General features: G+C 43.5%; 16 protein-coding genes. 13 read left to right on the forward strand and 3 right to left on the reverse strand.

Features of this window, described 5'->3' with window-relative positions; all coding sequences use genetic code 11:
* Positions 1-128 precede the first annotated feature (128 nt).
* A complete protein-coding gene (locus ADI86_RS06120) occupies positions 129-1,973 on the reverse strand; it encodes an APC family permease (RefSeq protein ID WP_049532203.1) in 1,845 nt (614 codons plus the stop codon).
* Between the two features lie 155 nt (positions 1,974-2,128).
* Here ADI86_RS06120 and ADI86_RS06125 point away from each other — a divergent pair, with 155 nt between their 5' ends.
* The 11 genes from ADI86_RS06125 (at position 2,129) to pflA (ending at position 12,042) form a co-directional block, all read left to right on the forward strand.
* Entirely contained in the window at positions 2,129-2,902 is a 774-nt protein-coding gene (locus ADI86_RS06125; protein ID WP_049532204.1) for a TatD family hydrolase, read from the forward strand.
* Entirely contained in the window at positions 2,902-3,468 is a 567-nt protein-coding gene (gene rnmV, locus ADI86_RS06130; RefSeq protein WP_049532205.1) for a ribonuclease M5, read from the forward strand. The genes ADI86_RS06125 and rnmV overlap by 1 nt, the downstream gene beginning before the upstream one ends.
* Before the next feature lie 64 nt (positions 3,469-3,532).
* Positions 3,533-4,405 carry a 16S rRNA (adenine(1518)-N(6)/adenine(1519)-N(6))-dimethyltransferase RsmA gene (gene rsmA, locus ADI86_RS06135; protein ID WP_049532206.1) on the forward strand — a complete coding sequence of 291 codons (873 nt, stop codon included), beginning with the start codon at positions 3,533-3,535 and terminating at the stop codon, positions 4,403-4,405.
* 1 nt (position 4,406) lies between these two features.
* The gene (rsgA, locus tag ADI86_RS06140; RefSeq protein WP_049532207.1) at positions 4,407-5,285 is read left to right on the forward strand and encodes a ribosome small subunit-dependent GTPase A; all 879 of its coding nucleotides are present in this window, start codon (positions 4,407-4,409) and stop codon (positions 5,283-5,285) included.
* A gap of 10 nt (positions 5,286-5,295) precedes the next feature.
* Positions 5,296-5,952, forward strand: coding sequence for a ribulose-phosphate 3-epimerase (gene rpe, locus ADI86_RS06145; RefSeq protein WP_049532208.1), 657 nt, complete (start codon positions 5,296-5,298; stop codon positions 5,950-5,952).
* Complete coding sequence (locus tag ADI86_RS06150; RefSeq protein WP_049532209.1) at positions 5,915-6,577, forward strand: thiamine diphosphokinase; 663 nt, start codon at positions 5,915-5,917, stop codon at positions 6,575-6,577. The genes rpe and ADI86_RS06150 overlap by 38 nt, the downstream gene beginning before the upstream one ends.
* A 1-nt stretch (position 6,578) precedes the next feature.
* On the forward strand, positions 6,579-7,835 hold the full coding sequence (gene rmuC / locus ADI86_RS06155; RefSeq protein WP_049532210.1) for a DNA recombination protein RmuC: 1,257 nt from the start codon (positions 6,579-6,581) through the stop codon (positions 7,833-7,835).
* On the forward strand, positions 7,825-8,766 hold the full coding sequence (locus tag ADI86_RS06160) for a 3'-5' exoribonuclease YhaM family protein (RefSeq protein ID WP_049532211.1): 942 nt from the start codon (positions 7,825-7,827) through the stop codon (positions 8,764-8,766). Before rmuC ends, ADI86_RS06160 begins: the two co-directional genes overlap by 11 nt.
* A 211-nt stretch (positions 8,767-8,977) precedes the next feature.
* Complete coding sequence (gene purR / locus ADI86_RS06165; RefSeq protein ID WP_004238844.1) at positions 8,978-9,805, forward strand: pur operon repressor; 828 nt, start codon at positions 8,978-8,980, stop codon at positions 9,803-9,805.
* A gap of 66 nt (positions 9,806-9,871) precedes the next feature.
* A complete protein-coding gene (locus tag ADI86_RS06170) occupies positions 9,872-11,122 on the forward strand; it encodes a diaminopimelate decarboxylase (RefSeq protein WP_049532212.1) in 1,251 nt (416 codons plus the stop codon).
* A 125-nt stretch (positions 11,123-11,247) separates the two neighbouring features.
* Complete coding sequence (gene pflA, locus ADI86_RS06175) at positions 11,248-12,042, forward strand: pyruvate formate-lyase-activating protein (RefSeq protein WP_049532213.1); 795 nt, start codon at positions 11,248-11,250, stop codon at positions 12,040-12,042.
* 74 nt (positions 12,043-12,116) lie between these two features.
* Here pflA and yidC read toward each other — a convergent pair whose 3' ends face one another.
* On the reverse strand, positions 12,117-13,043 hold the full coding sequence (gene yidC, locus ADI86_RS06180; RefSeq protein ID WP_049532214.1) for a membrane protein insertase YidC: 927 nt from the start codon (positions 13,041-13,043) through the stop codon (positions 12,117-12,119).
* A gap of 77 nt (positions 13,044-13,120) precedes the next feature.
* Positions 13,121-13,399, reverse strand: a complete 279-nt coding sequence (locus ADI86_RS06185; RefSeq protein ID WP_049532215.1) for an acylphosphatase — start codon at positions 13,397-13,399, stop codon at positions 13,121-13,123.
* A gap of 33 nt (positions 13,400-13,432) precedes the next feature.
* Here ADI86_RS06185 and ADI86_RS06190 point away from each other — a divergent pair, with 33 nt between their 5' ends.
* On the forward strand, positions 13,433-14,173 hold the full coding sequence (locus ADI86_RS06190; RefSeq protein WP_049532216.1) for a TrmH family RNA methyltransferase: 741 nt from the start codon (positions 13,433-13,435) through the stop codon (positions 14,171-14,173).
* Positions 14,174-14,227: 54 nt separating this feature from the next.
* Positions 14,228-14,911: a Bax inhibitor-1/YccA family protein gene (locus ADI86_RS06195; RefSeq protein ID WP_049532217.1), complete on the forward strand. Its 684-nt coding sequence runs from the start codon at positions 14,228-14,230 to the stop codon at positions 14,909-14,911.
* The last annotated feature ends 10 nt before the right edge of the window (positions 14,912-14,921 follow it).

Consider the following 14,921-nt stretch of genomic DNA (forward strand, 5'->3'; position numbering starts at 1 on the left):
TCAGTCACATATATAATCCAAGGTGAAGCTGACGTGGTTTGAAGAGATTTTCGAAGAGTATAAGCCTAGTGGCTATATTCAGAAAAAGGCCTTACCAGACGCTTATTGGTTCTGGTAGGGCCTTTTCTTTATTCTTTTAAGTGATAAGAGTAGCTAGCGACAACGATGTCTTGGTGCCAACGAAGGGCGTATTTGAGTTTGAGACTCATCTGATTGTGCAGGATATTTTGCCAAGGTTTATTAGGGATAAACTGGGGAACGAGGACAGTGACTGTATAGTTCTTTTTCTGAGCTTCCTCGGAAATCCGTTTGACATACTTGACAGTAGGGGTGATGATGTTGCGGTAGCTGGTCTTGATGTTTTTCAGAGTAATGGTTGGGAAGTAATCGGCAAATTCTTGGAGAATTTCTTGATCTTTTTCTGCTGTCTCCTTGGTAGAAATATGCATGGCTAGGACTTCGTCACCGATACTTTGAGCGTAGTTAATAGCTCCGACGCTGACTCGGGTGACATTTCCTACTAGGACCAGAACCAGATTGCCGTCGTAAGTACGTTTTTCGATTCCTTCATAGAGTCGCAGTTGTTGGGCTACTTTTTGGTAATGACTGTGAATTGCCAAGAAGAGTAGGGTGAGTGCGAGGATAATCGGGAAGAAAGGCCAGATATCACTGAGACGGAAAAAGAGCAGGATTAGCACAATAGCGTAGCAAATGATTGCCCCAAGGATATTAGCAAGAGCAGGTTTTAAGAAGTTGGCCCCTTTTTCCTTTTTCCAATGACGAATCATCCCAGTCTGAGATAGGGCGAAGGGAACGAAGACCCCGATAGTATAAAGAGGAATCAAGCGTTCGGTATTGCCATTAAAAATGAGAAGAAGAATCATAGCCCCAAAAGCCAGAGTTAAAATTCCATTGGAGTAGCCTAGGCGGTCTCCTTTTTCCATAAAGAGATGGGGCATGTATTTGTTTTTAGCCATATTGTAAGCCAGCATAGGGAAGGCCGAAAAGCCAGTATTTGCAGCTACGGCCAAAATCAAGGCTGTGGAGAATTGGAAGATATAATACCCAAGGTGGCCAAAGAAGGAATTACCAAGGATGCCTTGAGCCATCTGTGAAAGAATAGTTTCTCCGTGTTGAGGCATAATCCCCATCCAGTAGTTTAGGAAGGTGATACCAGCAAAAAGAAAACCTAAAATCAGTGACATAATGGTCAAGGTTTGAGCGGCATTCTTTTCTTTTGGAGCCTTGAAAAAGGGAACAGCATTTGAAATAGCTTCAACCCCTGTCAGAGAGGCAGATCCGCTGGTAAAAGCTCTTAGGATGAGAACGATAGACAGGTTCGGAACAGCATGCCCAATAGGTGAAGTTGCCTGATAGCTGAGAGAACCAGTTACTAGTTGAAAGAATCCATAGAGCAAGAGAAAGACAGTACTGATGATAAAGAGATAGACAGGAATCATCAGTGAACTGGCAGATTCTTTCAACCCTCGTAAGTTCAAGAGCATGAGCAAGCAAACCAGAAAAATAGAGATGTGAAGGTTGTAAGGGTGAAGAGCAGGGAGAGCTGCTGTGATAGCGTCAGCTCCAGATGCAACGGATACCGCTACGGTCAACATATAGTCAACCAGAAGACTACCTCCAGCAATCAAGCCAAGTTCGGGAGATAGATTTTCTCGAGTAACCATATATGCCCCTCCCCCTTGAGGATAGGCATGGATAATTTGACGGTAGGAAACGGTCAGGCTAGCTAGAAGCAGGAGGACAAAGAGGCCGATAGGAAGGCTCCACCATATAGCTAGAGGAGAGAGACTAGCCAAGACGAGAACTACTTGCTCAGGCCCATAGGCGATGGAGGACAGAGCGTCGCTTGACAACATGGCTAGTGCCTGCATTTTCCCCAGCAGTCCCCCTTCGCCTTCGGTTAAGGACTTGAGAGGACGACCGATAAAGGTCTGTTTTAATTTTGTAAGCATTTTCTTTCCTTTTCTGAAAATTTCAATAAGTGTTATTATACTGCTTTGGAAAAAGAGCGTCAAGAGATGACGATGGGTTTTAGAATATTTTTTATAGATGAGGAGAGAGGACAGTTTTTTGGTATAATAGTAGATAGAAAACGAGGTTAGAAGAGATGATTTTTGATACACATACACACTTGAATGTAGAAGAATTTGCAGGTCGTGAGGCAGAAGAAATTGCCTTGGCTGCTGAGATGGGTGTGACACAGATGAATATTGTTGGTTTTGATCAACCGACGATAGAGCGTGCCTTGGAGTTGGTAGATGAGTATGACCAACTTTACGCGACTATTGGTTGGCATCCGACAGAAGCTGGGACGTATACAGAGGAGATTGAAGCCTACTTGCTTGACAAGCTCAAGCATCCCAAGGTTGTTGCTTTAGGTGAAATTGGTTTAGACTACCATTGGATGACAGCGCCAAAAGAAGTACAGGAGCAGGTTTTTCGTCGTCAGATTCAGCTATCTAAGGACTTGGATTTGCCTTTTGTTGTCCATACCCGTGATGCGCTGGAAGATACCTATGAGATTATTAAGAGCGAGGGAGTTGGTCCCCGAGGTGGTATCATGCATTCATTTTCAGGGACGCTTGAGTGGGCAGAGAAGTTTGTGGAGCTTGGTATGATCATTTCCTTCTCAGGAGTGGTGACTTTCAAGAAGGCAACTGACATCCAAGAAGCAGCTAAAGAGTTACCTTTGGACAAGATTTTGGTGGAAACAGATGCGCCCTACTTAGCACCTGTACCCAAGCGTGGTCGTGAAAATAAAACAGCCTATACTCGCTATGTAGTGGACTTTATAGCTGACTTGCGTGGGATGACGGCAGAAGAGCTAGCGACGGTAACAACTGCAAATGCAGAGCGAATTTTTGGATTGGACAGCAAGTAATGAGAGAGAAAATTTCCCAAGTCATCGTGGTTGAAGGGCGTGATGATACGGCCAATCTCAAACGCTATTTCAATGTAGAGACCTATGAGACTCGAGGTTCTGCCATCAATGACCAGGATATAGAGCGGATTCAGCGTCTGCACCAACGTCATGGGGTCATTGTCTTTACAGACCCAGATTTTAATGGGGAGCGGATTCGGCGCATGATTATGACGGCCATTCCAACGGTTCAGCATGCCTTCCTCAAACGAGAAGAAGCTGTTCCTAAGTCCAAAACCAAGGGGTGTTCTCTGGGAATTGAGCATGCCAGTTATGAAGACCTGAAAACGGCTCTAGCTCAGGTAACAGAACAATTTGAACATGAGAGTCAGTTTGATATCAGTCGTAGCGACTTGATTCGCCTTGGTTTTCTAGCAGGGGCAGATAGCCGTAAGCGCAGAGAATATCTGGGAGAGGCTCTCCGAATCGGCTATTCTAACGGCAAGCAACTCCTCAAGCGTTTAGAGTTGTTTGGGGTTACCTTGACAGAAGTGGAAGAAGCTATGAAATCTTATGAGAACAGCTAAGCAGACCCCAAATGTAAGGGGAATGTGTTACAATAGAAGTAACAGATAATAGAAAAGAGAATAGATGAGAATTGCAGATTATAGCGTGACCAAGGCAGTGCTGGAGCGTCACGGTTTTACCTTTAAAAAATCCTTCGGACAAAATTTCCTGACGGATACCAATATTCTTCAAAAAATCGTGGATACGGCTGAAATTAATGACCAGGTCAATGTTATCGAAATCGGGCCAGGTATTGGTGCTTTGACAGAGTTTTTGGCTGAGCGTGCAGCTGAAGTCATGGCCTTTGAGATTGACCACCGTTTGGTGCCAATTTTGGCAGATACCTTGCGTGATTTTGATAATGTGACCGTAGTCAACGAGGATATTCTCAAGGTTGACTTGGCGCAACATATCCAGAATTTTAAAAATCCTGACCTGCCAATCAAGGTAGTAGCCAACTTGCCTTATTACATCACGACGCCTATTCTCATGCACTTGATTGAAAGTGGCATTCCTTTTAGTGAGTTTGTGGTCATGATGCAGAAAGAAGTGGCGGATCGCATTTCCGCTCAACCGAATACCAAGGCTTATGGTAGCTTGTCGATTGCGGTGCAGTATTACATGACTGCCAAGGTTGCCTTTATCGTGCCTCGTACGGTCTTTGTGCCAGCGCCAAATGTGGACTCAGCTATCTTGAAAATGGTGCGTCGTCCAGAGCCAGCCGTAGCAGTGGAAGACGAGAACTTCTTCTTTAAGGTTTCTAAGGCAAGTTTTACCCATCGTCGCAAGACCTTATGGAATAACTTGACAGGTTACTTTGGTAAGACTGAAGAGGTCAAGGATAAGCTGACCAAGGCCTTGGACCAAGCAGGTTTGTCACCAAGTGTACGTGGGGAAGCTCTCAGCTTGGAAGAATTTGCCAGCCTAGCAGACGCACTTAAAGGGCAAGGACTCTAAGATGCAGGGACAAATCATTAAAGCCTTGGCTGGATTCTACTATGTAGAGAGTGATGACCAAGTCTATCAAACACGCGCGCGTGGAAATTTCCGTAAAAAAGGGCATACACCTTATGTTGGGGACTGGGTAGATTTTTCTGCCGAGGAAAATTCAGAAGGCTATATCCTCAAGATTCATGAACGGAAAAACAGTCTGGTCCGTCCGCCTATTGTCAATATTGACCAAGCTGTGGTGATCATGTCTGTCAAGGAACCTGATTTTAACAGCAATTTGCTGGATCGGTTCTTGGTTCTTTTGGAGCACAAGGACATCCATCCCATCGTCTATATTTCTAAGATGGATTTGTTGGAAGATAGGTCAGAATTGGATTTTTACCAACAAACCTATGGTGCTATTGGATACGATTTTGTGACCAGTAAGGAGGAACTTTTGCCCTTGTTAATAGGCAAGGTTACAGTCTTTATGGGGCAGACGGGTGTTGGAAAATCAACTCTTCTCAATAAAATCGCACCAGACCTTAATCTTGAAACAGGAGAAATCTCAGACAGTCTGGGTCGTGGGCGCCATACCACTCGAGCTGTTAGTTTTTATAACCTCAATGGGGGTAAAATCGCAGACACACCAGGTTTTTCATCACTGGATTATGAAGTGACAACGACTGAAGACCTTAACCAGGCTTTTCCAGAGATTGCTAGTGTCAGTCGAGACTGCAAATTCCGCACTTGTACACATACCCATGAGCCGTCCTGTGCTGTCAAGCCAGCAGTAGAAGAAGGAATTATTGCCACCTTCCGTTTTGACAACTACCTGCAATTCCTCAGTGAAATTGAAAATCGTAGAGAAACCTATAAAAAAGTCAGCAAAAAAATTCCAAAATAAGGAGAAACCTATGTCTCAATACAAGATTGCTCCGTCAATTCTGGCAGCAGATTATGCCAACTTTGAACGTGAAATCAAACGTCTAGAAGCAACTGGGGCAGAGTATGCCCATATCGATATCATGGATGGTCATTTTGTACCGCAAATCAGTTTTGGTGCGGGTGTGGTCGAATCTCTTCGTCCCCATAGCAAGATGGTCTTTGACTGCCACTTGATGGTGTCAAACCCTGAGCATCATTTAGAAGACTTTGCGCGTGCAGGTGCGGATATTATCAGCATCCATGTGGAAGCAACACCTCATATTCATGGTGCCCTCCAAAAAATTCGTTCACTCGGTGTTAAGCCTTCAGTCGTTATCAATCCTGGCACACCAGTTGAAGCCGTCAAGCACGTTCTTCACCTAGTTGACCAAGTCTTAGTCATGACGGTTAACCCAGGCTTTGGTGGACAAGCCTTTCTACCAGAGACCATGGATAAGGTCCGTGAGTTGGTTGCCCTTCGTGAGGAAAAAGGCTTGAACTATGAAATCGAAGTGGATGGTGGGATTGATGATCAAACTATTGCCCAAGCCAAAGAAGCTGGTGCGACTGTTTTTGTAGCAGGTTCCTATGTCTTTAAGGGAGATGTCAATGAGCGAGTACAAACTCTCAGAAAACAACTGGACTAAGGTTGCCGTTTTTGCAGGAGGAGACCGCGGTCATTATCGGACGGACTTTGATAGTTTTGTCGGTGTGGATCGAGGCTCGCTCTGGGTCTTGGAGGAAAATCTACCTCTTGCTCTAGCGGTTGGAGATTTTGATTCTGTCACTGCAGAAGAGCGACAGGTGATTCAAAAAAGTGCCCAGCATTTTGTCCAAGCCCGACCAGAAAAGGATGATACAGATCTGGAATTGGCTCTCTTGACTATCTTTGAGAAAAATCCTCAGGCTCAGGTCACTATTTTCGGTGCTTTGGGTGGTCGTATTGACCATATGCTGGCTAATGTCTTTCTTCCAAGTAACCCCAAGTTGGCACCTTATATGCGCCAGATAGCGATTGAAGATGGACAAAACTTGATTGCCTATTGTCCAGAAGGGACCAGTCAGCTAGAACCTCGTTCAGACTACGACTACCTAGCCTTTATGCAGGTTCGGGATAGCCAGCTGACCATTCTTGGTGCCAAGTATGAGTTGACAGAGGAAAATTTTTTCTTTAAAAAAGTGTACGCTTCTAACGAATATATAGATAGGGAAGTGTCGGTGACTTGCCCAGATGGCTATGTGGTCGTACTGCATAGTAAGGACAGGAGGTAGGATGGAAAGTTTACTTGTTCTATTATTAATTACCAACCTAGCTGGACTCTTTCTGATTTGGCAAAGACAGGATAAGCAGGAAAAACATCTAGCCAAGAGCTTGGAGGATCAGGCAGATCACTTGTCAGACCAGTTGGATTACCGCTTTGAACAAGCCAGACAAGCCAGTCAACTAGACCAAAAAGACTTGGAAGTGGCTGTCAGCGACCGCTTGCAAGAAGTGAGAATTGAATTGCACCAGGGTCTGACTCAGGTCCGTCAAGAAATGACAGAGAATCTCTTGCAAACTAGAGATAAGACTGACCAACGTCTTCAAGCCTTACAGGAATCAAATGAGCTACGTTTGGAACAAATGCGCCAGACGGTCGAGGAAAAGTTAGAAAAGACCTTACAGACACGCTTGCAGGTTTCCTTTGAGACAGTTTCCAAACAACTGGAATCGGTTAATCGTGGCCTTGGAGAAATGCAGACAGTTGCCCGCGATGTCGGTGCTCTTAACAAGGTTCTCTCAGGAACCAAGACGCGAGGAATTCTGGGTGAATTGCAACTGGGACAAATCATTGAGGACATCATGACACCTGCCCAGTATGAACGAGAATACGCAACGGTTGAAAACTCCAGTGAACGAGTGGAGTATGCCATCAAGTTACCCGGACAAGGCGACCAAGAATACGTCTATCTGCCAATCGACTCTAAGTTTCCACTGGCAGATTATTATCGCCTAGAAGAAGCCTATGAAGTGGGTGACAAGGATGAGATTGAAGGCTGTCGCAAGTCACTCCTAGCAAGCGTCAAGCGCTTTGCCAAGGATATCAAGAGCAAGTACATATCACCGCCTCGGACGACCAATTTTGGAGTTTTGTTTGTTCCGACAGAAGGTCTCTACTCAGAAATCGTCCGCAATCCTGTCTTCTTTGATGATTTGAGACGGGAGGAGCAGATTATTGTTGCAGGTCCAAGTACCCTATCAGCTCTTCTTAACTCCCTATCAGTTGGTTTCAAAACCCTCAATATCCAAAAGAGTGCTGACCATATCAGCAAGACTCTTGCCAGCGTCAAGACCGAGTTTGGCAAGTTTGGGGGAATTTTGGTTAAGGCACAAAAACACCTCCAACATGCCTCTGGCAATATTGATGAATTATTAAACCGTCGTACCACAGCTATCGAGCGGACGCTCCGTCACATTGAGTTGTCAGAAGGTGAGCCTGCGCTTGATCTACTCCATTTCCAAGAAAATGAGGAAGAATATGAAGATTAGTCACATGAAAAAAGATGAGCTGTTTGAAGGCTTTTACCTAATCAAATCAGCTGACCTGAGGCAAACTCGAGCTGGGAAAAACTATCTAGCCTTTACCTTCCAAGATGATAGTGGCGAGATTGATGGGAAGCTCTGGGATGCTCAACCTCATAACGTTGAGGCTTTTACCGCAGGTAAGGTTGTTCACATGAAAGGGCGACGAGAAGTTTATAACAATACCCCTCAAGTCAACCAAATTACTCTCCGCTTGCCTCAACCCGGTGAACCCAATGATCCAGCTGATTTCAAGGTCAAGTCACCAGTTGATGTCAAGGAAATTCGTGACTACATGTCGCAAATGATTTTCAAAATTGAAAATCCTGTCTGGCAAAGAATTGTTCGAAAGCTCTACACCAAGTATGATAAGGAATTTTACTCCTATCCAGCTGCCAAGACTAATCACCATGCCTTTGAAACAGGCTTAGCCTATCATACGGCAACCATGGTGCGCTTGGCAGATGCTATTAGCGAGGTTTATCCTCAGCTCAATAAGAGCCTGCTCTATGCGGGGATTATGTTGCATGATTTGGCTAAGGTCATCGAGTTGACGGGACCAGACCAGACCGAGTACACAGTCAGAGGTAATCTTCTTGGGCATATCGCTCTGATTGATAGCGAAATTACTAAGACAGTGATGGAACTCGACATCGATGATACCAAGGAAGAAGTTGTTCTGCTTCGTCACGTCATCCTCAGTCACCACGGCTTACTTGAGTATGGAAGCCCAGTCCGTCCACGCATTTTGGAAGCAGAGATTATCCATATGATTGACAATCTTGATGCTAGCATGATGATGATGTCTACAGCTCTGGCTTTGGTAGATAAGGGAGAGATGACCAATAAAATCTTCGCTATGGACAATCGTTCCTTCTATAAACCAGATTTAGATTAATAATTTAAGAAAAATGAGCATTTTTTAGGATAAGAATGTTCGTTTTTTTATGTGAATGTGGTATAATGGATAAAATATCAAAATTAATACTCTTCGAAAATCAAATTCAAACCACGTCAGCTTCACCTTGCCGTACTCAAGTACAGCCTGCGGCTAGCTTCCTAGTTTGCTCTTTGATTTTCATTGAGTATAAATGGAATGGGAAATAGAAATGAAATTAAGAAGAAGTGATCGGATGGTTGTCATTTCCAACTATTTGATTAATAATCCTTATAAACTAACCAGTCTCAATACTTTTGCTGAAAAGTACGAATCTGCTAAATCATCCATCTCAGAAGATATCGTCATTATCAAACGCGCCTTTGAGGAAATTGAAATCGGTCATATCCAAACAGTAACTGGGGCCGGCGGAGGTGTCATCTTTACACCATCAATCTCAAGTCATGATGCCAAGGAAATGGTTGAGGATTTGCGCGCCAAGTTGTCAGAAAGTGACCGTATCTTGCCAGGTGGTTATATCTACTTGTCAGATTTGCTTAGCACACCAGCCATCTTGAAAAATATTGGTCGCATTATTGCCAAGAGTTTTATGGACCAAAAAATTGATGCGGTTATGACCGTAGCGACTAAGGGTGTTCCACTTGCAAATGCAGTTGCCAATGTCCTCAATGTTCCTTTTGTTATTGTGCGCCGTGACCTGAAAATTACCGAAGGTTCAACTGTTAGCGTTAACTATGTATCAGGTTCAAGTGGTGACCGTATCGAGAAAATGTTCCTTTCAAAACGTAGTCTTAAAGCAGGCAGCCGTGTTTTGATTGTGGATGACTTCTTGAAAGGTGGCGGAACTGTCAACGGAATGATTAGTCTCTTGCGCGAGTTCGACTCAGAACTGGCAGGTGTTGCAGTCTTTGCGGATAATGCCCAAGAAGAACGTGAAAAGCAGTTTGACTACAAGTCACTCTTGAAGGTAACCAATATTGATGTTAAGAACCAAGCCATCGATGTTGAGGTTGGTAATATCTTTGACGAAGATAAATAAGAGATAGAACTAAAGGTTGGAACGATTGTCCCAGCCTTTCTTTGCAAATAGAATAGAAGGAAGCTTATGAAAACACCATTTATCAATAAAGAAGACTTAGAAGCGATTGTTGCTGAGTTCCCGACTCCCTTTCACTTGTATGATGAGAAGGGGATTCGTGAGAAGGCCAGAGCCGTCAACCAAGCCTTTTCGTGGAACAAGGGCTTTAAGGAATACTTTGCAGTTAAAGCTACTCCAACCCCAGCCATTTTGAAAATCCTCCAAGAGGAAGGCTGTGGTGTGGACTGCTCTAGTTATGTGGAGCTTTTGATGAGTCATAAACTGGATTTTCCCGGTTCTGAGATTATGTTCTCTTCAAACAATACGCCAGACAAGGAATATGCCTATGCGCGTGAATTGGGGGCGACCATTAACTTGGATGCCTTTGAAGATATTGAACATCTGGAGAGAGCAGTAGGCATTCCAGAAATCATCTCATGTCGTTATAATCCTGGCGGTGTTTTTGAACTGGGGACAGACATTATGGATAATCCTGGCGAGGCTAAGTTTGGCATGACCAAGGACCAGCTCTTTAAAGCCTTTGCTATTTTGAAGGAAAAAGGAGCTAAGACCTTTGGGATTCACTCCTTCCTAGCGTCTAATACCGTGACCCATCTCTATTATCCAGAATTGGCGCGTCAGCTCTTTGAATTGGCTGTTGAAATCAAAGAAAAGTTGGGCATTTCGCTAGACTTTATCAATCTTTCTGGCGGTATTGGTGTCAATTATCGTCCTGAGCAGGAGCCAAATGATATTGACTTGATTGGTGAGGGAGTGCGTAAGGTGTATGAAGAGGTTCTTACCCCATCAGGTCTTGATCAGGTCAAGATTTTTACCGAATTGGGTCGCTTTATGCTAGCCCCTCACGGTGCTTTGGTCACAAGAGTCACTCATAAGAAGAAAACCTACCGTACCTATCTGGGTGTGGATGCATCAGCAGTCAACCTTATGCGTCCAGCCATGTATGGAGCCTACCACCATATTACCAATCTGACTCATCCAGAAGGACCAGCTGAAGTGGTAGATGTGGTTGGTTCACTCTGTGAAAACAATGATAAATTTGCAGTGAATCGCGAACTGCCTCATACAGAAATCGGTGATTTGCTGGTCATTCATGATACAGGTGCTCACGGTTTTTCAATGGGCTACCAGTACAATGCCAAACTTCGTTCTGCGGAAATCCTCTATACCGAAGAAGGGAAAGTCCGTCAAATCCGCCGTGCAGAGCGCCCTGAGGACTACTTTGCAACCTTGTATGGCTTTGATTTTGAAAAATAAAATGATAATTAATTGAAAATGAAATTGAAAAACAGATTGCTTTCTAAAAAATAGGCAAAAATCTTGTTTTTCTTTCAAGTCGTGATATAATAAAACTATAAAACGTTTTCAAGGAAGGTAACGATATGTCTGAAGAAACAATTGATTATGGACAAGTGACAGGAATGGTGCATTCGACAGAAAGCTTTGGGGCGGTAGATGGCCCTGGTATTCGCTTTATTGTCTTTTTGCAAGGCTGTCAGATGCGTTGCCAATATTGCCATAACCCAGATACTTGGGCTATGGAAACCAATAAATCTCGCGTACGAACAGTAGATGATGTTCTAGAAGAAGCGCTTCGTTATCGTGGTTTCTGGGGAGACAAAGGAGGCATTACAGTCAGTGGTGGTGAAGCTCTTCTCCAAATTGATTTCTTGATTGCTCTCTTTACCAAGGCAAAAGAAAAAGGTATTCACTGTACCTTGGATACTTGTGCCCTTCCATTCCGTAACAAACCACGCTATCTAGAAAAGTTCAACAAGCTCATGGCTGTGACAGACTTGGTTCTCCTTGACATCAAGGAAATCAACGAAGCACAGCACAAGATTGTCACTAGCCAAACTAATAAAAATATCTTGGCCTGTGCCCAGTATCTATCAGATATTGGAAAACCTGTCTGGATTCGTCACGTGCTAGTTCCAGGTTTGACAGACAGAGATGATGACTTGATTGAACTTGGTAAGTTCGTCAAGACCCTCAAAAATGTGGATAAGTTTGAAATTCTGCCTTATCATACCATGGGTGAGTTCAAATGGCGTGAATTGGGAATTCCATATTCACTCGAAGGGGTCAAACCTCCAACAGCAGACCGCGTCAAGAATGCTAAAAAACTCATGGATACCGAAAGTTACCAAGACTATATGAAACGTGTACATGGATAAAAAAGAAGCCTGATGGAAACATTGGGCTTTTGACTTGCAAAAAGACTTAGCAAATCAGCTAAGCCTTTTTCTTATTATCTCGAACGTTGTTTTCCAGCGTTGCGATTTTTGTGTTTTTTCTTGCTTGTGATAGCAGCTGGTTGTTCAGGGGTAACGTCTTTTCTTCCACTTGGTGTAGAGAAAGCACTTGCTTTTGGTGGGTTCTTGGCTAGTTCTTCACGGACTTTTTTGCGAAGTTTTGGACGAACGATATAGTTGACGATAAACTGTTGGAGAATCATCATGAAACCACCGACAACCCAGTAAAGTGTAACACTGGCTGGTGAGAAGAGGGAGAAGACGACAATCATGAGTGGGCTCATGTAAATCATTTTCTTGATTTGTTCTCTTTGCATTTCATCTTCTACTCCGTGAAGTGAAAGGAGCGATTGAAGATAGTAAAGGATACCAGCGAAGGCAACTAAAATCATACTTGGAGAACCTAGAGGAATTCCTAGGTAACTTGCTTGAGCAACACCTTCAGTATGTTGGGCAGCAAAGTAGATAGCAGAGAAGAAAGGCATTTGAAGGAGGACAGGGAAGCATCCTACACCACCAAACATGCTAATACCGTGCTCTTTTTGAGCAGCAAAGAGAGCTTGTTGGGCTTCGAGTTTTTCTTCTTGAGTAGTTGCTTCTTTGAGACGCGTTTGGTGTGGCTCAAGGACGTGCTTAAGGGCGTTCATCTTTTCAGAGTGAAGCGTTGCCTTCCATGATTGGTAGATACCAAGTGGCAAGATAATCAAGCGCACGATAATGGTTACGATGATGATACCAACCCCAAAACCAAGTCCCTTGTCATTGGCGAAGTACTTGATAGCTTCAGCCATAGGTGCTCCGATCGTATTCCAAATAAATCCTGTTGGCTGGCCTGTGGCTTTATCGACATTGACACAGCCAGTTAAGACTAGCAACATAGCCACTCCCATAGCCGAGAGTGCAAAACGTTTAATAGATTTCACTGTTTTTATTCCTTCTTTAAAAATTATACCTTTCTATTCTACTGTTTTTTTACAAAATATACAATAGTTCTAGAGACCTAATTTGCGATTTTAAAGTCAGGGTAAGGAGGAAAGTTGCTTAATTTGACATCCAAGTAGCTTACTTTTGAAAAAGGTGTCGGTCCTTTTCTGATTTCTTGGATAAATTTCGCTATGATAGCAGATGAGTCTGCTTGAGCTAAGATTTCGACTGTACCATCGTCGTTATTCCATACCCGACCTGTGATGCCACCAATTTCAAGCGCCAAGCTGTAAACACCCCAACGAAAGCCGACTCCCTGCACCCTACCTTGGGCAATCATTCTAACCTTTTGCATACCAAACCCCTTTGATTGTGTTATAATATTTCTATGACTATTATAACCTCAAAAGCCAATTCTGTGGTAAAAAATGCCAAGAAATTACACCAAAAAAAATATCGCAAGTCTGCTTATCTGATTGAAGGCTGGCACTTGTTTGAAGAAGCTGCTCAAGCTGGAGTTACGATTGAGAAAATCTTTGCCCTAGAAAATTACCGAGAACGGTTAGCTTCTTTTCCGCAAACTGTCTGGGTTTCAGAGGATATTTTGCTAGATTTGGCTGATTCTCAGACTCCACAGGGAATTGTTGCGGTGGTTCAAAAAGTAGAAGTAGGACAAGCTGATTTTAGTCAGGGCAAGTTCTTGTTTTTGGAAGATGTGCAAGATCCTGGTAATGTGGGAACTATCATTCGGACTGCGGATGCAGCAGGTTTTACTGGAGTAATTGTTTCAGATAAATCGGCAGATATCTACAGTCTCAAGACTCTACGTTCCATGCAAGGCAGTCATTTTCATCTGCCTATTTACAGGATGTCTAGTCAAGCGCTTCTTGAGGAAGCTAAAAAGGCTGGTATCCCAGTGCTGGCAACAACCCTATCTAAATATTCTATTGATTACAGAGAACTGCCTTCTATAGAAAATTTTGTACTAGTTATGGGAAATGAGGGTCAAGGAATTAGTCCCCTTATGACTGAAAGTGCAGACCAGTTGGTCCATATTAGCATGAAGGGGCAGGCCGAGAGTTTGAATGTTGCGGTTGCAGCCGGTATTTTAATTTTCCATTTAAGCTAATTTTAACTTTCTTTGTTATAATCAAGGAAAGCCATTCATAGAAAAGGAGAAAAGATGAATCACACTATTATTCACGACCGCGCAGGTCTTAATCAATTTTACGCTAAAGTTTATGCCTTTGTTGGTCTGGGAATAGGACTATCCGCTTTGGTATCAGGTCTTATGTTGACGGTCTTTCAGTCTCAGTTGGTTTACTTTTTGATGCAAGGGCGTCTCTGGTTGACCATTGCAACCTTTGCGGAGCTAGCACTAGTCTTCGTTGCTAGTAACATGGCCTTAAAGAATAGTCCAGCGGCTCTTCCAGTATTTTTGCTTTACTCTGTTTTAAACGGTTTTACACTCAGTTTTGTGGTGGCCTTCTATACTCCGGGTACAGTTTTATCTGCCTTTGTGTCGAGCGCCCTTCTCTTCTTTGTCATGGCGGCAGTGGGCATGTTCACCAAGAAAGATTTGAGTGGCCTTGGTCGGGCTATGATGGCGGCTCTTATCGGTTTGCTGATTGCCATGGTAGTTAATATTTTCTTGGCTAGTGGTTTCTTTGATTATATGATCAGCGTAGCCATGGTCTTGGTCTTCTCTGGGCTGATTGCTTGGGACAACCAAAGGATTTGTCTTGCCTATGAACAATCACAAGGTCGTGTAGCGACAGGTTGGGTTGTGTCAATGGCTCTCAGTATCTATCTTGATTTTATCAATCTTTTCCTAAGTATTCTACGTATCTTTGGTCGTAATGACTAGAAGGTACCTA

This window comes from Streptococcus pseudopneumoniae (assembly GCF_001074975.1).
GTDB lineage: Bacteria > Bacillota > Bacilli > Lactobacillales > Streptococcaceae > Streptococcus > Streptococcus pseudopneumoniae_D.